Below are 22,347 nucleotides of genomic sequence, written 5' to 3'. Positions count from 1 at the left end.
CGACCCATGCTGATTCACAATAGATAAGAGTAGAACTGACCTGGATCAGACGCGATCGCAATTCCCCCACTATTTTGAATCTCAACATCTGACCTCCTTTCCTCTGCATCAACGAGTAGAGTTCATCTCGATGAGCGATCCCACTTCCGTTCTGGAAGCCCTGCTGCAATCCCTGCCCGACTTGAGGACCCAAATTTACTTCAAGTCCTCCCTGACTGCACTCTCCCATGCAATGGAAGATCAGGTCTTGGCGGGAGTCAACAGCACGTTAGTCATTGCCAGTTTCCAACGAGAACGCTTTTATCGCCAGGAAGCTCATCGTTACTTGCGGATTTCGGAACGGGCAGACCAGGTTTATGTGCTGGCAGCCCCCGAAACGGACTTTGCCAATCGATCGGAGCACTATGAAACCGTTGCCTTTGAAACAACCGATGCTCTGGCACAAGAATGGCACCTCGTCGTTGTGGGTCCCCGTTATGCCGCCTGCCTCATTTGCAAAGAGCGGCAAGCGGCTTCTGACGACTCAGGTGGTCAAGCCGCCGCAGATCAGTCCCGCCGATTTGAAGGAATCTGGACCTTTGATCGGCAGACCGTTTGTAAAGCTGCTGATCTACTATTGGACCGCATCCTCCTCTATCGTCCAGAGCTAAACAACAAAATCATCCAGGCAAAAGCAGAGCTTTCTCCCCAGACTCGTACCGGGTTTAATAACCTGGATCCGGAACCCTTTGCAGAACGATTAGTCACCTACCTGCAAGCAGGACAGTACAAGCTGATCAAAGCCTATCGGTCGATCGCCGCCCAGGAACGGAAAGAACGCCTGGTTAACTCCATTACAGCCGCCATCCGCCGATCCCTTGACCCCGATGAAATCTTCAAAATTGCGGTGCAAGAACTGGGGCAGGCATTGAGAGTCTGTCGATGTTTGATCTATCGCTGTAAAGAAACCGACACCACGATCACCATCCAGCATGAGCATTTGGGGGCAGCCGTCGAATCCCTGGTGAATCAGACCTGGAACCTGCACACCAATCCTCTATTTCAGGCTGTGGTGCAGCGCCAGGAACCCGTATTTGTCGATGATGCCCAGGAAGACCCCTGGATTTTGAATGATGGGCTACCCGTATCTCCACCCCGCCTCCACGATGGTAGCAACGGCTCACCGCCTGCGCAGCGCTGGCAGATCCACTCCTGGCTGATGGTGCCTGTGATTCATCAGAGCCGTTTGTTGGGCATGGTAGAACTCCACAACTGTCGCGCGACCCTGCATGAGTGGGGCGAGTCAGAGTTGGGCTTGGTCGAGGCGATCGCCACCCAGGTAGGGGTTGCCCTGATTCAGGCAGAGGCATACGCCAACCTGGAAGACCTGAACCAGCAACTCGAAGCCCTCGACCGCACCCGGAGCAACCTGATTGCCATTACCGGACATGAACTGCGCACGCCTCTGTCCACGATTCAGGTCTGTTTGGAAAGCCTTTCCAGTGAACCCGATATGCCTGCCGAACTGAGCCAGGTGATGCTCCAGTCAGCCCTCTCCGATGCCGAACGGATGCGGAAACTCATCCAGGACTTTCTCACCCTCTCAGAACTGGAAAGTGGGCGCGTTAAATGGCACCTGGAAACTCTGCCATTCAAAGAATGTGTAGACCTGTCACTCAGCAGCATTCGTGCCCGCCAACTTCACAACGACCAGCTTCCTAAAATTACCAGCCAAATTCCCCCCGAATTACCGATGGTGTATACCGATGGTGAATGGCTTGTAGAAGTGCTTTCAAAACTGCTAGATAACGCCTGCAAATTCACAGACCGAGATGGTCAGGTCACAATTCATGCCCGTGAAAACGGTCATCAAATGCTGGAAGTCACCGTTGCAGATACTGGACGTGGCATTGAACCTAACCGGTTAGAAACCGTGTTTGACCGCTTCTATCAAGAAGAAGGGGCGTTACGGCGAACGACAGGTGGTACCGGGTTAGGGCTTGCTATTTGCCGCCAGATAGTGACTGGCTTGGGAGGACGTATCTGGGCAGAGTCCCGTGGAAAGGATCAGGGCAGCCAGGTTCATTTCACAGTTCCTACCGTTCAAGCTGAAGTTAAACGACAACCTACCTCAACCGTCAAGAAAACCAGAGGAAAAGCTTCAAAAAATCGGGCTTAGAGGTGGGAGGGAGAGTTAGTAGTGGAGAGTTGAAAGTGAAGAGTGGAGAGTAGAACTGGGCTTAGACCTCCGAGGTTTTCAAAACCTCGGAGGTCTGAACACTTTATAAATCTCTGACAACCTATAACCCTTCCCTTCTGCCCCCGTGCCCAATTGCTAACAACTGTTACAGTTCCCAAAGAATTTCGTGGATGGTGACAGGCTGAATGATAGGATTCCGATAAAACATTGCGAGAGAAATCCAATGGCAGAAACTCTTTCTGGACAACCTCCTTTGTTTGGTGGGAGCACAGGTGGGCTCCTTACCAAAGCAGAAGTTGAAGAAAAATATGCAATCACCTGGACAAGCCCTAAAGAACAAGTCTTTGAGCTGCCGACAGGTGGTGCAGCAGTGATGCGCCAAGGTGAGAACCTGCTTTACCTGGCTCGCAAAGAGCAGTGTATTGCTCTGGGCGGTCGGCAACTGCGGGCTAAGAAAATCACGGATTACAAAATCTACCGGGTTTACCCAAATGGGGACGTTGAGTACCTCCATCCTAAAGATGGGGTCTTCCCTGAGAAGGTCAATCCAGGTCGTACTGCCGTGAATACCAAAGACCGCAGTATTGGCGAAAACCCAGAGCCTGCAAAGCTCAAGTTTACAGGCACGGCAACTTACGAAGCCTAGTCATTTAGTATCAAAGCCTTCCGCGATCGCCTCAGAGGTTTCCTCTGGGGCGATTTCTTGCTTCACAAGTTCCTCAAATTGTTCTCTTAAGCTGGGGAGTAAAGTTACCAGAAAGTTCCAGTGATCCAGGTAACTTTGGGGAGGTACTGATGCAACTCATCAGAAAAATCAATGATGACCTGGCAATTGCCGGACAAATTGACTTAGAGCAACTACCCCAAGTTGTGCGAGCAGGCTTCCGGTCTGTCCTTAACCTGCGATCGCCGCAGGAGATTGGGTTTCTTTCAAACGAACAACAGAATGCCGAATCTTGGCAGCTTGAGTATGTCAATACGCCCTTTGACATTGAATTTCGAGATGACCGGGTCACCACCCAAATTCTCCAAGAAATTCGCCGTCTTCCAAAACCTGTATTAGTTCATTGTGACAATGCCATTCGGTCAGCCGCGATCGCTCTGATGCACATCGCTACCTACCAGGGAGCCACTTTAGAACAGGCTTTTAATCAGGCTCAGCTGCTTAGGGTTAATTCAGCGCTTCTAAACGGAAGCAGGAGGTAATGGTTTCTTTACAAAAATAGACTTGTCAAAGGTTGAAGAACTTTTAATCAATGCTGAAATAAGAGTAGAAGTGCAACGGTCATTTACAAAAGTCAATACATAATCCCGTTGCCATTTGCGAATTTGAACAAAATAGCAATTTTGCTGTCACTCTCTTTGTTTCGATAGTCTAGTCGCGATCGATCCAGCAACTGTTCTGCTTCATCAGTTACCAGGATTACCGACGCTGTGAGGATGGTAGCCAATGCAATAGGAGGATAGAACAATGACCAAAACTATCGTCAATCTGTGGACTTCCATTATTGCTGGGGAAGTCGAAGATGTTTTGAGCACCTATGACAACCATCCTTACCAGCAAGCCTTCTCAATCCCGGATCTGCGCCAGGAATTGATTGCCTATGTCCTTAGCCACACACCGGGCAATTACACGGTGTTAGAAGATGAGAGCGAATTATCCACCGATTGCAGATTGCATTTGTCTTTAGAGGAAAAGCAACTAATCAGAGCGTGGATTCATCAAGGCATTCACAATCTCTGCGATCGCTACTCTGAAACGATCACCAGCCACATCCCAGAAGTCGATGATCCAGATCTGACTCCTTCCCATTGGTTTGGCTAGTAGAGCTTGGCGTAAATCTATCTACTATTCCTGATACCTAATACCAATTCTTTATGAGGTGGCACTGAACAAGGGGCTTAAGCCCCTTGTAAAGCAAGGGTTAATTCTGCTCATCCTCAAATGAAATTGATATAACACCTAACACCTTTACAAGGGTTGCCAAACTACGCCGCAGTCTACTAGTGTTGCAAACACTAAATTTTGCAACATGGGGGTGAAGGGGTTCCACCCCTTCACCCCTTTCAAAACTTTCGTTTTGCTGTACTAGTCCATTTTCAATCCCGGTATCATGCGTTTGTCAGAAAGCAGCAGCTTTTCAAACTCTTTTGCTTGAACGGGTGGACTGAACAAATAACCTTGCATAGCATGACAACCGCTTTGGCGCAGGAAATTGAACTGCTCTTCGGTTTCTACCCCTTCAGCAATCACCTTTAGTTGCAGGCTTTGTGCCATTGCGATGATGGCTTTGGAGATCGCGGCATCGTTCGGATCGGTTGTGATTTCCCGAACAAATGACTGATCTATCTTAAGTGTGTCGATTGGAAACCGCTTTAAATAGTTAAGAGAAGAATACCCTGTTCCAAAATCATCTATTGAAATGTGAACCCCCATTTCCTTCAAATCTTTTAGCGTCTGGATCGTAATTTCCACATTCTCCATCACACTGGTTTCTGTGAGTTCTAAAACCAGCACATTAGCAGCCAGTCCCGTTTCTTTCAGGGCTTGGGCAACTTTTTCAACCAGGTCTTCCTGGCGAAATTGCCGCGCCGACAGGTTCACCGAGATCCGAATGGGTAACCGAGTAGTCTCTTGCCACAACTTCGCCTGAGTACAGGCTGTTTTCAACACCCACTCGCCAATCGGAATAATTAAGCCCGTATCTTCTGCGATCCCAATAAATTTACTGGGTTCAACCAGTCCCAATTGGGGATTATGCCAGCGGATCAGTGCCTCAGCGCCAATTACTCGCCCAGTAATCAAATTTACCTGAGGCTGATAGTAAAGCTGAAACTCCAAATTCTTGAGAGCGGCATTGAGTTGACTTTCCAGTTGTTGCCGTTCAACCGCCAGGGCATCCATCTCGTGGTCATAGAACTGATATCCAACATTTCCCTTGGCTTTGGCATTTCTCATTGCCGTATCTGCCTGGTTCAAGAGGCGGTCTGGGCTGTCACTGTTCTCAGGATAAAGGGCAATCCCAATACTGGCTTGGATTTGAGCGTAATGCCCGTCAAGATTATAGGGTTCAGCCAATACCTTGAGCACTTTCTGGGCAACCTTGGCGGCATCCCCTCTCTCGGTGAGATTGCTCAACAGCATACTAAATTCGTCCCCACCCAGCCGAGCAACCATAGTTTGCTGCCCAAACGCTCGTTCCAACCGTTCAGCAACCATTTTCAGTAATAGGTCACCATTGGCATACCCCAGGTTTGTGTTAATTGCCTTAAACCGATTGAGGTTAATGCAGAGAACCGCGACGATCTGCTGAGGTAAAGAGTGTGCTGCCTGCTCGGTGGGCGCTGCCTGTGCCACCGCTTCTTGAAACTGGTAATGAAGCAAAATGCGATTGGGCAGGTTCGTCAAGGGATCACGGTAAGCCAGTTGGTTCAAGGTTTGGGCTGCCCGTTTCATCTCATTCACGTAAGGTTGAGTCAGCGTTGCTTGCTTAGTTAAGCGGGCAGAGATAGCTCCCAATAGTTCTGCGCGCTTAAATGGCTTGGTTAGATAGTCATCTGCACCCAGTTCCATTCCCTGACGCATGTCCATTCGTTCAGACTTGGCACTCAGAAAAATAAATGGAATTGTCGCCGTTGAAGAATCTTGACGAAGCTGATTCAGCACCTCATAGCCATCAAATTCGGGCATCATAATGTCGCAAATAATCAGATCAGGCTCATGCACCATTGCCAGGTGTACCCCTGTGCGACCATCTTCAGCGCTGAGTGCGTCAAAACCTTCCGCTTGCAGCAGTTTGAGAATCAAAGTACGGACGTTGGGATCGTCCTCAATCACGAGAATCTGAGTCATGCGTCAGTAGTTGCTCGACTATAAGAACTTCAAATATGCGGCTCTGATGGCAGCACCGTCGAGGAATCTAGGTTAAGAGTTCCCCCCCTGCTAAAAAGATTAACCCTAACCGTAGCGAACCTTGCTTGAAGCGTATATAATCCAAGTCTCTTGGTGCAAATTCACTTTGTGATTGCACAATTTCCTCAGATGGTTTGTTAACGGGCTTTTTCACGGCACCTAAAGAAACACATAAATTCAGTGAATATCTCTCTTACCGGTGATACTATCTCGCATGAATGTCGATAATGTTGGAAAAATAGCTGTGCCGTAATGCTCTTTGGATTCTGCTAATCTTCTGTCGCTGTCAATGTCTTCATCCATTGCACTCAGGTTGTAAAGTTCCAGGTTATGGATATGAACTCTGAAATTAAAGAAACCGAATTGGTCGATGTCAACTCTCCAGACTTTAAGGTGGAAGCCGAAGCCCCTCTGGTGACGGTTGACAACACTGACTCAACCTTGGATCAGTCTACTCAACAACTCAAGCAATTTTGGGAGCGTTTCAAGGTCTTTTTGTCTGATCTCCCAGAGTATCTGTCAGATTTCTTTGGAGAGTATAAGCGTCCGTTGACGGTTCTGGGGCTGATTTTCGCCTCTGTCGTTTCTGTTAAACTGACACTTGCATTGCTGGATGCTGTCAATGATATTCCATTGCTGGCACCCACGTTTGAATTAATTGGCTTCGGTTATGTGGTCTGGTTTATTTACCGCTATCTTTGGCGGGCACAAAGCCGGGGTGAACTTGTTCAGGACTTCAATGAGTTTAAGGACGAAGTCCTGGGGAAAGGAAATTCTCAGTAAGTTTTCCCGACCGGAACAGGAAAGTGGACGGATCAGCAAAAAATTTACACCAGTGATGTGGATGCCTGACACCCAGGTATCCACATCAATTTTTGCTCTTGCATGAGGGAATCTACTGGTTGTGATCCCTAATAGGCAATATCCCTGATGATCTGTCAAGAATTTTTTGAGAGGTTGAAAACTCTTTGAGGAATAACCCCTACCTCACCCTTATTTAGCAACTTAAAGTTAACAGATTACTAAAATCGTTATCGGATTCACGTCGCTTTACTACTGAACTTCCTTCATTGGGGATAGCGTGCCATTGGAAAAATTGGTGGTGAAGCCCCTGCTTGAATTGTGCCAAGTAATTCAAACCCGTGCCGTTTGTAAAATGGGATATTCTCTGGATTTGACGATTCTAGATAGGCAGGAATGCGATCGCGATCGCACTGCATAAGCACATGCTGCATTAACGCTGACCCATACCCTTTGCCCTGTTGGGTTGGCTCGACACCAATCATCGGTAAGTACCAATGGGGTTCCGCCAGGTGATAATGTTCCATCTGTTCAAAAACGGCAAATACATCTGCTTGATCTGACTCAACAATGCTTTCCTGAACCAGTTCAATGACTGGCTCTGCATCCAGCTCCACACCTGGCGGAAACCAAAGGGCACCGCCACCATAACCATCAATGCAGTAAGCTGTCTCCTGGGCAAATGCTTTACCACCAAATGCCTGAACAAAGCGCGGAAAGTGAGTCAGATATTGATCGGGGTCGGGATACATCCATCGAACAGCCGGATCATTGCCAAACGCGAGGACCATGCTGGCCGTGATGTATTTTTGTTCAAAAATCTTTGCAGTTCTGATGGAAGGGGCTGATTTCTCTGACGTAGGATTTAGTTCTTTGTGCAGTTGTGTACTGACAGCTTCGCTATGAACAGATTTGACTTTGAATTGATTAATAACCATACGTTCCTCCGATGGAAAATCTTGATTGATGGCAATACTTCCTGGTGGCATCCAATTGCTTGAAATTTGGCTGATGGCTGTACGGGTTGTTTTAGCTCTCAGAGGCTTTTCAGAACGGTTCTGATTTCAATCAAAATACCTGGCAATCGAGAGGAACTAAGGAAGACCAGGACTGATTCCAGGTTCGGGTTCAGGTTGGTCATTGTTCTAACTGAGTGAGTAATTGCGAAAGGATGGCTCAGGAATAGTAAGATTCACAGCACATCTGCAAAAGCAGGACGTAACCGCTGGTAAATAAACCTTCCCCCCAAGAAGATGGGCAGAGAGACCAGGCAAAGAACTCCCCATTCCATCCAATGTTGAACCTCACCAACCAGCAAAAGATCGCGATACAGTTCCACGATGGTCGCAAACGGGTTTAGCCGGAAGACCCATAGCCGAAACCTTTCTGGAATCGCAGACGCTGGGTAAATAATGGGGGTCAAATAAAACATGAGGTTGAGCAAAACCCCAATTGTCTGGGGAATATCCCGCAAAAACACGGTTAGACCAGCCGCGAGATAACCTAGACCTGATGTTAAAAGGAGTTGGGGCAGCCAAACCAGAGGAAATAGCCAGAGGGTGGTTTGAACCGTTTGAGTCGTAAACCCTAACAGGGCGATCGAAACGACTAACCCTGATAAGCTCTCGATAAAACCCGCCAACACAGGCACCAGGGGAAGCAACTCTACGGGGAAAACAATTTTTTTGACTAAATTGGGTTGGCTGACTACGGAAGTTGCGGCAGCCGAAAAACCATTAATAAATGCCATCCAGGGAATTAAGCCTGCAAATAGCCAGAACCCAAAGGTCAAACTATTGATTGGCAGTCCTGGAATTTGCGGTCGAACCTGTAAGACGATCGAAAATACGTAGGTGTAGACCAATAACTGGATTAATTGATTCAGCAGGGGCCACAGATTTCCCAGAATTGAGCCTTTGTATCGAGCTTCCAGATCCCGCTGCACCAGCGTTTTTAGCAAATCTAACTTTGCCCACTGGCGATCGCTAACGGGAAGTAAGCGCTTAACAAGCTTGAGTTGATGAACAGCACTCCTGACCGTCCTCTGCAAAACCCCTTTCCTCACAGCTATAGCGTTTCCTTTTTGGGTGAGGTACATTTCATCTGTTTGACTCAAAGGCTATGCGGCTATCCATATACCTCACTGGATTCAAAACCGCTATATTCTGCTCAATCACAGAGGTTTAGCTTACCATATCCCAGCAATTGGCAAGGCTCAGGGCTAAGGGTGTAACAACTGCTCTGACTGTTGCCAGTACTTATAGGCAGCATAGGCAAGGGTCACAACGCCTGTGATGATTGCCGACTCATCCACCTCAAACTGGGGATGGTGGAGGGGATAGTTAGGGCGATCGCGAAAGCCAACTCCCAACCGGAACATACTTCCCGGTGCGTGTTGCAGATAAACCGAAAAATCTTCAGCCCCCAGCGAGGGTTCATGGATAACTTCGACCCCCACACCACCCCAGGCTTCTACAGCGGCAGATTCAATTAGCTGGGTCATTGCCATGTTGTTTTGCACCGAAGGCACCCCCCGACGGTAATGGATCTGGTAACGGGCACCGTAGGGCTGGCAAACGTTTGCCACAATTTGTTCAATCCACTTGGGCAAAAGTTCACTGGTTTCGGGATGGAGCGATCGCACCGTTCCCAGCAGATTCACCTGATCCGCAATCACATTCGGTGCCCGTCCACCGTTGATTTGCCCAAACGTTAACACAACGGGTCTAAGCGGGTTCTGAGTCCGACTGATCGCCTGTTGCAACGTGGTGACTACCTGAGACGCAATCCAGATGGCATCGACCGCTTCGTGGGGACGTGCGCCATGCCCCGACTCCCCCAAAATCACAATTTCCAGGTCATCCGCCGCCGCCGTCAACGCCCCATAGCGAACCCCAATCACCCCTGCCGGAATCGATGGAAACACATGCACCGAAAAAATCCCGGTTACATGCTCCATCACCCCATCCTGCACCATCCATCGCGCCCCCTGGGCAATCTCCTCCGCCGACTGAAATAGAAACCGGACATTTCCGGGCGGGGGGCATTCCAATTGGGAAAGTACCATCGCTGTCCCCAACCCAACCGTCGTATGAACATCATGCCCACAGGCATGCATAAGCCCATCCCGCCGCGACGCAAACTCTAACCCGGTGCGCTCACAAATCGGCAATGCATCCATGTCTGCCCGAATCGCCAGGAGACGAGAATCAATGCCTGCCCCTACCAGTTCTCCCGTAACCCCGACCTTGCCAACGCCCTCTTTCACATGCAGCCCGCAGGAAGAAAGCACCCCTGCCACATATGCCGCTGTTTGAAATTCTTCCCCACTCAGTTCAGGGTGACTATGCAGATGACGACGAATTTCAATCAAACGGGGAGCCAGGTTTGCGGCAATATCTTTGATTTGGGTCAACATGGGCAAATGTATAGCGCTTTACCCCCATGATACGGATTGTTACAGATGCAGGCTACTTCTCTCCCAGCACCCACAGTGTATCAACCCGTTGTGCTTCAGCCGTGGCAGAGTTGCTGGTACTGACGCTGCGAACGGTTCCCAGAACCCGCTGGAACTCTTGAACAAAGGGAGACGTGGATGGAACGTAAGGCTGGATCAGTCCATAAATTAGTGAAAGGGACGCTCCCATGTTGACGTAAAAGTAGCCTTCATTGGACAGGGGGAAACTGGCGATCGCCGTTTGAAAGGTCGGGTTCAGGTGCAGCGGCAGGTAAGGTTTGGGTGCCAAAACTTTCATGGTGTCAGCACCCGTCGTCAGGACTAACGTATCGTTGCTGATCCAACCGTGGGAAAGAATACTCACACTTCGGTTCCGGTCTTTCCCCTCCCAACTAACGACGGGTATTCCTGCCACTCGACGGGGAACGATCGCCAACTCACCCCTTGCCCCGGTTCTGACTGCCTGGTCTAGCTTTTTAAGGAAGGCTTCAGCGGCAGGGCGATCGCTCGTTTGTAGCATCAAACCAACCCCCAGATTGAACCGGGGATTGATCGCATTAAAGAATCCTTCTGTCGTGGGAAACATGAAAAAGGCATATTCCCCATCCATCCATCCAATCACTTCCTGTTCCAGATCAACCCCACTGCGCTTCTGAAACTCAGACCGAATGGCATTTAGGAACGGCTGGCTGGTGGGGGAGGCAAAGGCGGTTTCAATGAATGTTTGCCACTGACGCTTGAAGTTACGGCTGTTGGCAGACAGGTAGGTAATGGCAGGCAGTCGCGTCAAAATTTGATTGGCATCGGCAACCGCCAGGGTTGCCCGATCTGGTTGGGGCGTGGTGTAGTAGAAATTTGTTTGCCCCCGAATTCCTTCAGGCTGCATCCAGAGATAGGTATCTACCGAGTTGTAAGGGCGTGTCATCAGGGCAATCTGGCTCTCTTCCAGGAGAGGAATGGGGGGGGCAGGCAAAGCCATCCCTGAAACACGACTGATTAGCGTCGGTAGATGCCGAACAATCCCGGCGAGATTACCATAGCCCACTACCAGCGATCGCCCAAACTGAGGATGGTTCACGGTTCGCTGAAATAAACGATCCTGTGCCAGCGTGGGTTCCTCTAAGGAACGGGCATCAATCAGCTTCTCCAGTGCCCGATCATGGGCTGCGATCGCGACTGCATCAGGCAGAAGGGCGATCGTTACTCCGCGGGACAACACCTCAGGCAGGGGCGGCGTTGACGGCAGAGGAGATAGGGTTGGAATTTGCTCCTCCAGGTCTGGTTCAAGTTCATTACCTGTTTGTTCGCCGATCATGCCCTCCACCTGTCCTGGCAGCATAGACACCCGCAGCAAGTTAGGGTGTTGAGAGGAAGGTGAAGGATCTGCCTCTGGTTCAGGAGTGACAGGTTCGTCTGGAGTGCCATTGGTTCCATCGGGGACTGTCGTTTCGGATGGCTCTGATGCAGAACTCGCAGTCCAGCGCAACAACGTAATGCCTTTGTAATCCCGCTCAATTTGAGGTTTTCCCCAGGCGGTTTTCATTTTGTCCAGAAAGGCATTAAAGCGACTACTATCTTTGATGGGTGCTAATAGAAGGGCATTGGCAGCCAGGGATTTGTCCTGAGGGGCAGCAGGCATGATAGCGATCGCCAGCCGATCGCCCAACCAGGACTGGATATCTTTCTCCAGGTTCAATCCTCCGCTACCGATTGGGAAAAGTGGTAGGGGTAAACCGACTTCGGGAAAAGGATTGAAACGTTGCAGTTCTGCCCAGGCTGACGCAGTTGTATTAATCAGCACGACCCCGGTCGTGCTGGCAGGTAGAATATTCGTGACTACTGGAGGACTGGATTGTCTGGTAACGGGTGTAACCTGGGCGATCGCTTGCCCAGAACCGACAACCACCATCGCCAAAATCGATACGGAAATTTGACGCAACAAAACCCGCCCCCCTAAGTCTTTTAGACAGACAATGTTTATTTTATTTTATAGACAGACTATAGCGGTTTTCAGCGTCATGAAGTACAACCTACTGCCTATTCCTGCTCCCATCTCACCCTTACTCCCTCCCCTTAATCTCCCAGGAACCCTATGAGCAAAGACCAGAAGCACTGGTTGCAGGAAACCTTTCAGCTTAAGGGGTCAGTCGTGCCTGCCGTTCTTGGGCGTGCAGCCCTTTGTGGGGTGTTTGGGATCGTGATCTCTGTCCTCGCCCACTTCGGCATACCAGTTTCTATCCCCATCCTGGCGAGCCTGATTCCCAATATCGTTTTAGGTTTAATGCTGGTATTTCGGACAAATACCGCCTATGAGCGATTCTGGGAGGGTCGAAAATGCTGGGGCACCTTAGTGAATACAGTCCGCAACCTGGCACGCCAGATCTGGATCGCCGTGGAAGCAGAGAGTGAAGGCGATCGCACTCAGAAAGTCGCCACCCTCAAAATGCTGGTCGCCTTTTGTGTGGCAATGAAATTGCATCTGCGGCAGGAACCGATTAGCGAAGAGCTGGAAGCTCTCCTGTCTGCCAAGCAGTACAATAAACTTCAACGGATGAACCATCCCCCCCTGGAAATTGCCTTCTGGATTGGCGACTACCTGCAACATCAGTACGAAGAGAATCGGCTCCATATCTATCAGCTCAATTCCATGCACAAACTTCTCGATGTCATGGTTGATATGTTGGGCGGCTGTGAACGAATCTTAAAAACTCCCATGCCCCTTGCCTACGCCATTCACCTGAAGCAGTTGCTTTTACTCTATTGTCTCTCGCTTCCCTTCCAGATGGTAGGAGGGCTGGAGTGGTGGACGGGTCCAATCGTGGCGCTAATCAGCTTTACCCTATTTGGGATTGAGGAAATTGGGATTGAAATTGAAAATCCCTTTGGGCATGACCCCAACGACCTGCCCCTGGATAGCATTTGCAACACGATGTTTCGCAACATTGAAGACCTGATTACCCTCACACCCGCCTCTGAAACTTATCGTTCCCCCGTACCCGACATCCCCTCCGCAGCAACCTGAACCTCCTGTTATTTTCTCTAAGAATTTAGGGAACTCTGAGAGAGAATAACCTACACGGGGGTGCGCTGATGTCAAGTGTTGGATTGAACAAATGGATTGTGAGTGGTAACCTGGCAGCGGATGCCGAGATTAAAATTGTTGACCTGAAGAGTGGAGAGAAAGCAAAAGTCGCAGAAGCTACGATGTATGTGCGTAAACCCCGCAGCCGCGATGAGTCGTTCACCGTTCGGTTGAGTATCTGGGAAACCTCTACAGCATGGCGCAGATTACCTTACCTGACAAAAGGCTCTTTAATTATTTGCACTGGCAGCGTGGAACCCAGACCCTACATTTCTACCAGCGACAACAAGCCCAAAGCCGGTTTGAAAATGAATGTCGTGGATATTGATCTCGACAATGTTCGGAATGCTGAAGAAGAGGATGTTCCGGTTCAAACTGAGCCTGTAAAAGAAGCGGCTGAGAAAACCGCACCCGTTGCTCAGTCCTCTGCTGCCACCAATGGCACAGCGAACGGTGGGCAGACAACGGTTGCTAGCAACGGAGCTCAGCCAGCAAGTACAACTAACGGGGCACAGGCTTCAAGTACAACCAACGGCAAGAACACCAAGGCTAAGAGCGCTCCAGGAGAAACCCAACAGCCTGGAAGTAAAGAACCAGCCAAAGCTTAGAGTACCTCTATTTTTGTCTGAAGGGATTGATTCCACGCCCAAAGCAGGAATCAATCCCTCTGCCTTCTGCCTTCCCTCAAAACCCACAGACAACCGAAAACCACTAACCACTATAGAATAGGGATCTTCCTTTCCATTGTTCTAGTTTGACATGACCGCGACTTCCCGCCGCTACCATATCACGACGTTTGGCTGTCAGATGAACAAAGCTGACTCTGAACGCATGGCTGGCATTCTTGAAAAGATGGGCTTTGAATGGGCAGAGCAGCCCGATGATGCCAGTCTCATTCTCTACAATACCTGCACCATTCGAGACAATGCCGAGCAAAAAGTCTACTCCTATTTGGGTAGACAAGCCAAACGTAAGCAGGAAGAACCGGATCTGATGCTGGTAGTTGCGGGCTGTGTTGCCCAGCAGGAAGGGGAACGTTTGCTCAGGCGTGTACCTGAGCTTGATCTGGTGATGGGTCCACAACATGCCAACCGACTGGAAGATTTGCTGGAACAGGTTTTCAGTGGCAGTCAGGTGGTGGCAACTGAGCCAGTCCACATCATGGAGGATATTACTAAACCCCGGCGAGACAGCCGCATCACTGCCTGGGTCAATGTCATTTATGGGTGTAATGAACGCTGCACTTACTGTGTTGTGCCCGGTGTGCGGGGTGTAGAGCAGTCCCGTTCTCCAGAAGCCATTCGAGCAGAGATGGAAGAACTGGGCAGGCAGGGTTATCGGGAAGTGACGCTGCTGGGGCAAAATATTGATGCCTATGGACGGGATTTACCAGGGGTAACTGAGGATGGGCGGCATCGGCATACCCTGACCGATCTGCTTTATTTTGTCCATGATGTGCCCGGAGTTGAGCGGATTCGGTTTGCGACCAGCCATCCCCGCTACTTTACGGAGCGGTTAATTCGTGCCTGTGCTGAGTTGCCGAAGCTGTGTGAACACTTCCACATTCCCTTCCAATCAGGAGACAATGCGGTTCTCAAGGCAATGGCACGGGGGTATACCCACGAAAAGTACCGCCGGATTCTCAACACGATTCGGGAGTATATGCCGGATGCTGCCATCAGTGCCGATGCCATTGTCGGGTTTCCGGGTGAAACCGAGGAACAGTTTGAAAACACGCTTAAACTGGTGGAGCAGATTGGGTTTGACCAGTTGAATACAGCAGCATACTCACCCCGTCCCGGCACGCCTGCTGCCCTGTGGGAAAACCAGTTAAGTGAGGAGGTGAAGAGCGATCGCCTCCAACGTCTGAATCACCTGGTTTCAACTAAGGCGGCTGAACGGTCTCTCCGCTACCTAAACCGGGTAGAGGAAATTCTGGTTGAGGATCAAAACCCCAAAGACTTCAACCAGGTGATGGGGCGCACTCGCAGCAATCGGCTCACCTTTTTCCCTGGAAAGATTGAGGAGCTAAAAGGCGAGTTAGTTAGAGTCAAAATTACTGAAGCACGAGCGTTCAGCCTGACTGGGGAACTCTTGAAAGGGTGAGTTCTTGCTTAACGAATCCTTAAGCCCAGCAATATCGAAACTTTATCCTCTAACCAACAAATCTGCGTAGTTTAACCGTTTTTCTTTACATCGCTAAATATTAAGTTGAATATAGTAAATTACTTTGTTTTAACCAGACTAAATATGCTAATTTTATCGGGAATGGGAGCTGTTTTTAGGGTGTATACAGCAGCTCCTTAAATCGCCGAGTAGTTTGCCAGATCTGTTTCTTGCATCTGCCGCCGTTTTCTACCAGGTTTTGCGACTAGTTTTTTTGAGTGCTGTTCGCGTTGATTAGTGCGCTCGGTAGCCGTTACCCCCGATTTGGGTAATGAGGTTGTTTTGTCTATACAGCATTTTCAACTCTTAGAGGGTTTTAAGCGATGAGTATGACTCTTCTGCGCCGGATTGGGCTGCATTTAAGCATCACAGCCTGTCTCGTTTCAACCGTTGCAATTCTGCCTGCGCTGGCTCAACCCAGAAATTCTAGCCGTGCGGAGTTTCCGGGCAGGCGTATTGGGGGTGGTACCCGGAGTGAATGTTTGGTGGGTAATCAACCTCTGGTTGCTTTGAACCCAGCAAACAATTTAGGAGTGACTGCCAGCGATCGCCCCTCTGTCTACTTTGTCGTTCCCACGCTTAACAAATCCTATCCGGTTGAGTTTGTCCTGCGGAACAGCGATGGCAATACGGTCTACAAGAAGCCCCTGGAAGCCGGTAAGACGAAAGTAGTCGGCATTCATTTACCCGAAAAGACTCTGGAACTGGGGCAAGACTACCAGTGGTACTTTTCTATCGTGTGTGATTCTGAAGATCCTTCCCAAAATATTGTTGTGTCAGGTTGGCTTCGACAGGTTTCTCCAAGAATCGCCTTAAAAGATAAGTCTAGTCTGGAGTCAAAGCTAGATTTAGCAAAGTCCTATCACAATGCCGGACTCTGGAGCGATGAAATTGCCACTTTGGTCGAGTTACGCCAGAGTTATCCTGATAACGACAAAGTTCGGCTCCAGTGGCAACAACTCTTACAAAAACTAGATTTGGAGCGGGTTTTCCAACGTTCGGTAGCCAGTCACTTGTAAAAGTAAGTTGCTGCGGAGACGGAGTTCTTGCTGTTAGCTAATACCTTCGTCAACCAGATACGATCGCTGTTACGGCAAATTCCACAATTGGGCGATCGTACTTCTCCCATGCCCCGGATTGCCTGGGTAGCGGGACGTTCTGTCTTGGTATCCAGCATCCTGGTGACAGGCTTGTTTCTGGGCATCCGCTCCTTTGGTGGGTTGGAAGCTCTAGAACTCTTTCTGTTTGATCGGCTGGTGCAGCTTCAACCAGATTCCCCTCCCGATCAGCGTTTGTTGATTGTCACCATCACTGAACAAGACCTGCACCGTTATCGCTGGCCCCTCTCTGACCAAATTCTGGCTCAAGCTTTAACCCGGCTTCAGTCCTACCACCCCAGAGTTATCGGGCTGGATCTTTACCGTGATATTGCCCATCCACCGGGAGAATCCAATCTTGCGGTGCAACTGCAAGCCAAAAACCTGATTACCATTACAGAAGTTGCCAGCAGTATCGCCCCCCCTCCCGGTGTGGAAGATAGGCGAATCGGATTCAATGATTTCACCTTAGACCCGGATGGTGTCCTCCGCCGCAACTTGCTGTTTGTGGCTGCCCCAGACAAGGACTATTACTCCTTTGCTTTACGAGTCAGCCTGTCCTATCTCCAGAAGAAAGGCATTTACTTTCAACGTAGTCCCCAGGCATTGTTTTTGGGATCCAGACAGATCGTTCCCTTAGAACCAACTTCGGGCGGGTACCAGAAGGCAGATACCCGTGGATATCAAGTTCTGCTGAACTATCGCGATCGCACCAGTCCGGCACCAACCGTGACTCTGAGTCAGGTCATTGATGGGCAGGTGAATCCTGACTGGGTACGAGACCGGATTGTTCTGATTGGCACGATTGCCCCCAGTCTCAAGGATCAAGTCTACACACCCTACAGTGCCAACCAGCAGTCTACCTTTCAAATGCCAGGGGTGGTTATCCATGCCCAAATGACGAGCCAACTCCTGGATATTGCCTTAGGGAAAACTAAATTATTTCAGTTCTGGCACGAGCGGGGTGAAATTCTTTGGTTTTGGAGTTGGGCGATAGTAGCTGGAGTCCTCGTCTGGTGGTTAAGACATCCGGTAGCATTTGGGGTCGCCAGTATGGGTTGCTTGTTCGCGATCGGGGGAATTGGTTTCGCTCTGTTTGCCCATTCCATCTGGATTCCAGTGGCGGAACCTGGGTTGGGATTCATTGGGGCAGTTGGCTTGGCGATGGCTCATCGGCTGCTTTACACTACAACGCGCGATCCCCTTACAGGGTTGCTAAATCGGGGAACCTTTGTGCGGCATCTGGGGCGATCGCTGACTCGGATATCCCGTCGCCAATCCCCAGCTATACTCGGCGTGATCTTTCTCAATCTGGATCGGTTTCAACTGATCAACAAGAGTCTGGGGCACTCAACCAGCGATATGCTGCTGCTGGAGATCATTAGCCGCTGGCAAGCATGCCTCCCTCGGTTAGCTCAACTTGCCAGGATTGGTAACGATGAATTTGCCATTTCGCTGCAACATAGCCGCAAAGAAACTCTGACTGCACTGGCTGAAAAACTTCAAAATGCTTTGACAGAGCCGTTTCTGCTCGATGAACAACCAGTCCTGATCACAACCAGGATTGGAATTGCGGTGACTCAGTCAGACTACCTTTATACGCCTGAAAATTTGTTGCGTGATGCGCATACCGCAATGTACCGTGCTAAAGCGCTGGGAACAGGTCACTATGAAGTGTTCGCGGCTGGAATGCTAACAGAGGCGGTAGACCAGTTCACCCTTGAAAATGACTTGCGCCAGGGCATCGCTGCCCAAGAATTTGTCCTCTACTATCAGCCAATCATTTGCCTAAGTACAGGAACCATTACTGGATTTGAGGCATTAGTGCGCTGGCAACATCCTAAAAAGGGGTTGATTCCTCCCTTCAGTTTTATTCCATTGGCAGAAGAAACCGGACTGATTGTTCCCTTGGGGAAATGGATCTGTGAGGCTGCCTGCTGTCAGGCTTACCAATGGCAACAGCAGTTTCCTGAGCGCCACTTGATCATGAGTGTTAACCTCTCCGGTCGCCAGTTTGAACAACCTGATCTGACACGCCAATTAGCTTCCATTCTCCAGGAAACTAGCATTGAGCCGTCGAGCCTCAAATTTGAAATTACCGAAAGTATGGTGATGGGGGATGTTGAAGTGGCGATCGATTTAATGCTGCGGCTCAAGTGTCTCGGTTGCAAACTGGGCATGGATGATTTTGGAACCGGCTATTCCTCCCTCAGTCAACTTCGCCGTTTCCCGATCGATACGCTCAAGGTAGACAAGTCTTTTGTGCAAAAGATGGGGCAGAGCCATGAAGATTATGAGATTGCCCGCATGATTATTTCTCTGGGGCATACTCTGGGCATGGATGTGATTGCGGAAGGGGTAGAGACGAAAGCTGATGCCGATGCATTGCGATCTCTGGGGTGCGAATTTGGGCAGGGATATTTTTGGGCAAAACCGTTGCCTGCGTTTGAAGCCACAGCGCTTCTAGAAAAGCAAGGGGAGGGGGGAGGAGTTGAGAGTTGAAAGTTAAGAGTTGGGAGTTGAGAATTTTAGTCCGCTGACACCTAACACCTGACACCTTACTGAAGAATTTTTGTTTATTTTTAAGGATTAAAATCAATGCGACTGTCGATTCAAAACCCACCAAGTAATCACCGTAAGACTGAGTTCTCTAGGAGATGGTTCGCTAAGTTCACTTGTTTTGGTGTTGCTCTGGCGATCGCGGGATTCAGTGGGCTACCTGCCTGGTCCCAAACCTTAAGTGAAAAGGTTCTAGGGATGGAACGGGGTCTGGCGAAGGAGTTTGAGGATTATTTTGGTGAGAAGCTAGCAGAGGTGAACCAGGCTCCGGAGGGCATTGCCCAAACTCTGCAACAGATTGGTAAACAAACCGGAACCAAGCCTGCGGTTCTCTGGGTTGTCCCACGTGAAGATCACCTGCATCTGGTACTGATCACCGCCAATGGAAAGCCAATTGTGCGCGATCTTTACGAAGTGCCGACAGCAAAGCTGCGTCCCGTAGTCGCTGCCTTTCATCTGGAGATGCACAGTTCTCCAGACAAGGTGAAAATGACGGCGGCGCAGCAGCTTTATGACTGGATTATTCAGCCGTTTGAGGCGGACTACCTCCAGGCAGAAGGGATTGACACGCTGTTGTTTTGTCTGGGCAATGGGGTACGGAGTTTACCGCTGGCAGCACTTCACGACGGCAAGCAATTTCTGCTGGAAAAATACAGCATGACTCGCATTCCCGCCTTCAATTTGATTCAAACGGACTATGTTAGTCTGCAACCGGGTCAAATTCTGGCAATGGGAGCGTCGGAATTTCAGGACCAAAATCCCTTGCCTGCGGTTCCGACAGAACTTTCAACCATTTTATGGGAACTACAGTCTGCTAGACCATTGAAGTCTCAGTGGAAAGGGCAGTCATTCCTGAACCAGAGTTTTACCCTCTCCAATCTCCAGCAGACGATGCAAGCTCTTACCCCAACGGTGGTGCATCTGGCGACCCATGCCGTTTTTAGAACTGGTAAGCCCAGCAATTCCTATATCCAGTTATGGGATAGCAAACTTGGATTGGACAATATCCGCCAGATTGACTGGGGATCTCCTCTGGAGTTGCTGGTACTGAGTGCCTGCCGGACTGCGATTGGAGACGATCAAGCCGAACTGGGCTTTGCCGGAGTTGCCCTAAAATCGAAGGTTAAATCGGTTCTGGCGAGCCTTTGGAACGTCAGCGACGAAGGAACCCTGGCACTGATGAGTGAATTCTACCGACAACTGGGAACCACTCCCACAAAAGCAGAGGCACTCAGGCAGGCTCAACTGCGAATGCTACGGGGAGAAATTCGGATTGAGGGTAAGCAACTGGTGCTCTCGCGAGGTCCGGTATCGTTACCAGCCGAGTTGAGCAAGGAAGCCGTTAGTGACCTATCGGCTCCCTACTACTGGGCTGCATTCACAATGATCAGTAGCCCCTGGTGAGCGATCGCCCTACTTTAAGACTGCTTCAGGTGACTTTTCAAGGTCAGCGGCGATCGAGTCTCGGTCGTCCGCAACTTCTCGTCCCAGTTCCTCTAACTGCGATTGTTTCAGCAATTCCAGTTGATGTCGAAGTTGCTTCCTGACAATATAGCGATAGCTAAAGAAATGTTCGCCAATCGCCAGGGTTGCCAGATATTCCTCCACTAGATTGGGTTTGAACAGGGCCATCACCACCAGATTCCACCAGAAGCGGAACCGGGTGGAGCGCTTCACCCCTTGCCGCCACAGGATAGACTTAAACGCCTGCCATAGTTCGCCATCTAGCTTGCGGTTGGACTTACCGCGCCAACCGTTCATCATCATAAAGTGGCGGAAGGTGCGTTGCAGGTAAGATTCCGGGTCATAGATCTCCCAGAAAGCATCGATATATTCCTGGGTGATTTCTTCCACCGGACGGGTTGGGACAAAGTTCATTAACGCGCCCTGGTGGAAGGTTGCCAGCCCTTCAATCAACCGCCCTTCCTGCTTCAGGCGATTCCACATGGCGGTATTTTGCAGCGCCTGTAACATGCTGAACTGCCCCTGGGGAATTCCCGTTTCCATAATGAAATCGCGGATGCGTTTACCGGCACCGGGACGCTCATTATCAAAGCCCATAATGAAGCCAGACATAATTTGCAGCCCTTTACGGGTAATCATGTGACAGGAATCGATTAAGGACTGACGGGTGTTTTGCACCTTGTTGATGCCCATCAGGCTGTCCGTATCTGGCGTTTCAATGCCCATAAAGACCAGGACAAATCCGGCTTTCACCATCAGTTCAACCAGTTCCTCATCTTCTGCCAGATTGAGCGAGGCTTCCGTAATCAGCTTGAACGGATACTGATGCTGCTCCATCCAGGGAATCAACTCCCGTAGAAAGACTTTGGCATTCCGTTTGTTGCCAATAAAGTTGTCATCCACTACAAAAATGTAGCGTCGCCAGCCCAGGTTGTAGAGCGTTTCAAACTCCTTCAGCATTTGCTCCGGAGTTTTGGTGCGGGGCTTGCGACCATAGAGGTTAATGATGTCACAAAACTCACATTGAAAGGGACAGCCGCGAGAAAACTGAACGGTGACTGCCAGGTAAGCGTTGAGATCTAGCAGGTCGTAGCGGGCGATCGGAGTTTGGGTAACATCGGGCTTTTCGGGCGATCGGAAGGTGCCACTGGTCTCGCCCCGTTCCAATGCTTCCAGGAACATGGGAATAGTACATTCCCCTTCATCCAGGATCAGATAGTGTGCCCCGGCTTCCATCGCCGCCTCGGGATAGGAGGTCGGGTAGGGACCACCGACTGCCACTTTTTTACCCAGGGACAGCCCTTTGTGAATCAGGTCACGAAAATCAATTTTTTGAATAATCATGGAGGAGATGATGACCAGGTCGCACCATGCCCAGTCTTCATCGGTTTCTAAGCGAACGTTGCGATCGACCAGGCGAAGTTCCCAGTCAGAGGGCAACATAGCTGCAACTGTGATTAACCCTAGCGGTGGATTAGTAGAGCGTAAGCCCGCCAGGTCTAAGGTTTCCTGGTATGACCAAAAGGAGTTGGGCATCAGGGGCCAGAGCAGCAGAGCTTTCATAGGGGGGACTCCTCAATTCATTGAATAGGATGGAAGTCAGGTGAAATGAACTACATTTAACGCGAC

At 49.9% G+C, this 22,347-nt stretch carries 17 protein-coding genes; 11 read left to right on the top strand and 6 right to left on the bottom strand.

All coding sequences use genetic code 11. The features are described 5' to 3' along the window. Positions 1-130: 130 nt before the first annotated feature. From AC1S52_RS20785 to AC1S52_RS20770, 4 genes are all read left to right on the top strand, one after another. Positions 131-2,158, top strand: coding sequence for a DICT sensory domain-containing protein (locus tag AC1S52_RS20785; protein WP_482030963.1), 2,028 nt, complete (start codon positions 131-133; stop codon positions 2,156-2,158). Positions 2,159-2,402: 244 nt separating this feature from the next. Continuing rightward, positions 2,403-2,825 carry a photosystem I reaction center subunit II PsaD gene (locus AC1S52_RS20780; protein ID WP_482030962.1) on the top strand — a complete coding sequence of 141 codons (423 nt, stop codon included), beginning with the start codon at positions 2,403-2,405 and terminating at the stop codon, positions 2,823-2,825. 149 nt (positions 2,826-2,974) lie between these two features. Continuing rightward, positions 2,975-3,385: a protein tyrosine phosphatase family protein gene (locus AC1S52_RS20775; protein ID WP_482030961.1), complete on the top strand. Its 411-nt coding sequence runs from the start codon at positions 2,975-2,977 to the stop codon at positions 3,383-3,385. A gap of 265 nt (positions 3,386-3,650) precedes the next feature. Then, the gene (locus tag AC1S52_RS20770) at positions 3,651-4,004 is read left to right on the top strand and encodes a hypothetical protein (protein ID WP_482030960.1); all 354 of its coding nucleotides are present in this window, start codon (positions 3,651-3,653) and stop codon (positions 4,002-4,004) included. 264 nt (positions 4,005-4,268) lie between these two features. Here the strand turns inward: AC1S52_RS20770 and AC1S52_RS20765 are convergent, their stop codons facing one another. Continuing rightward, positions 4,269-6,032 (bottom strand): putative bifunctional diguanylate cyclase/phosphodiesterase, encoded by a 1,764-nt coding sequence (locus AC1S52_RS20765; protein ID WP_482030959.1) that lies wholly within the window; start codon positions 6,030-6,032, stop codon positions 4,269-4,271. A gap of 390 nt (positions 6,033-6,422) precedes the next feature. Here AC1S52_RS20765 and AC1S52_RS20760 point away from each other — a divergent pair, with 390 nt between their 5' ends. After that, positions 6,423-6,875 (top strand): CAAD domain-containing protein, encoded by a 453-nt coding sequence (locus tag AC1S52_RS20760; protein WP_482030958.1) that lies wholly within the window; start codon positions 6,423-6,425, stop codon positions 6,873-6,875. Between the two features lie 284 nt (positions 6,876-7,159). Here AC1S52_RS20760 and AC1S52_RS20755 read toward each other — a convergent pair whose 3' ends face one another. The 4 genes from AC1S52_RS20755 to AC1S52_RS20740 all read right to left on the bottom strand — a co-directional run bounded on the left by AC1S52_RS20755 (position 7,160) and on the right by AC1S52_RS20740 (position 12,292). Further along, a complete protein-coding gene (locus AC1S52_RS20755; protein WP_482030957.1) occupies positions 7,160-7,831 on the bottom strand; it encodes a GNAT family N-acetyltransferase in 672 nt (223 codons plus the stop codon). A 254-nt stretch (positions 7,832-8,085) separates the two neighbouring features. After that, complete coding sequence (locus tag AC1S52_RS20750) at positions 8,086-8,943, bottom strand: ABC transporter permease (RefSeq protein WP_482030956.1); 858 nt, start codon at positions 8,941-8,943, stop codon at positions 8,086-8,088. 171 nt (positions 8,944-9,114) lie between these two features. Beyond that, positions 9,115-10,311, bottom strand: coding sequence for a M20 family metallopeptidase (locus AC1S52_RS20745; protein ID WP_482030955.1), 1,197 nt, complete (start codon positions 10,309-10,311; stop codon positions 9,115-9,117). Positions 10,312-10,363: 52 nt separating this feature from the next. Then, on the bottom strand, positions 10,364-12,292 hold the full coding sequence (locus AC1S52_RS20740) for a DUF3352 domain-containing protein (protein ID WP_482030954.1): 1,929 nt from the start codon (positions 12,290-12,292) through the stop codon (positions 10,364-10,366). 150 nt (positions 12,293-12,442) lie between these two features. On the opposite strand from AC1S52_RS20740, the gene AC1S52_RS20735 reads away from it, so the two are divergent. The 6 genes from AC1S52_RS20735 (at position 12,443) to AC1S52_RS20710 (ending at position 20,658) form a co-directional block, all read left to right on the top strand. Then, a complete protein-coding gene (locus AC1S52_RS20735) occupies positions 12,443-13,372 on the top strand; it encodes a bestrophin family protein (protein ID WP_482030953.1) in 930 nt (309 codons plus the stop codon). 68 nt (positions 13,373-13,440) lie between these two features. Continuing rightward, the gene (locus AC1S52_RS20730) at positions 13,441-14,040 is read left to right on the top strand and encodes a single-stranded DNA-binding protein (RefSeq protein ID WP_482030952.1); all 600 of its coding nucleotides are present in this window, start codon (positions 13,441-13,443) and stop codon (positions 14,038-14,040) included. 151 nt (positions 14,041-14,191) lie between these two features. Further along, a complete protein-coding gene (miaB, locus tag AC1S52_RS20725; RefSeq protein ID WP_482030951.1) occupies positions 14,192-15,538 on the top strand; it encodes a tRNA (N6-isopentenyl adenosine(37)-C2)-methylthiotransferase MiaB in 1,347 nt (448 codons plus the stop codon). 383 nt (positions 15,539-15,921) lie between these two features. Continuing rightward, complete coding sequence (locus AC1S52_RS20720; protein ID WP_482030950.1) at positions 15,922-16,617, top strand: DUF928 domain-containing protein; 696 nt, start codon at positions 15,922-15,924, stop codon at positions 16,615-16,617. A 27-nt stretch (positions 16,618-16,644) separates the two neighbouring features. Then, entirely contained in the window at positions 16,645-19,197 is a 2,553-nt protein-coding gene (locus AC1S52_RS20715; protein ID WP_482030949.1) for an EAL domain-containing protein, read from the top strand. 96 nt (positions 19,198-19,293) lie between these two features. Beyond that, entirely contained in the window at positions 19,294-20,658 is a 1,365-nt protein-coding gene (locus AC1S52_RS20710; protein WP_482030948.1) for a CHAT domain-containing protein, read from the top strand. Between the two features lie 9 nt (positions 20,659-20,667). Here AC1S52_RS20710 and AC1S52_RS20705 read toward each other — a convergent pair whose 3' ends face one another. Beyond that, a complete protein-coding gene (locus AC1S52_RS20705; protein WP_482030947.1) occupies positions 20,668-22,281 on the bottom strand; it encodes a B12-binding domain-containing radical SAM protein in 1,614 nt (537 codons plus the stop codon). Positions 22,282-22,347: the final 66 nt, after the last annotated feature.

It is taken from the genome of Kovacikia sp. CALU 1929 (assembly GCF_056784235.1).
The sequence above is the reverse complement of the archived record's forward strand: the minus strand, read 5'-3'. Positions and strand labels throughout refer to the sequence as shown.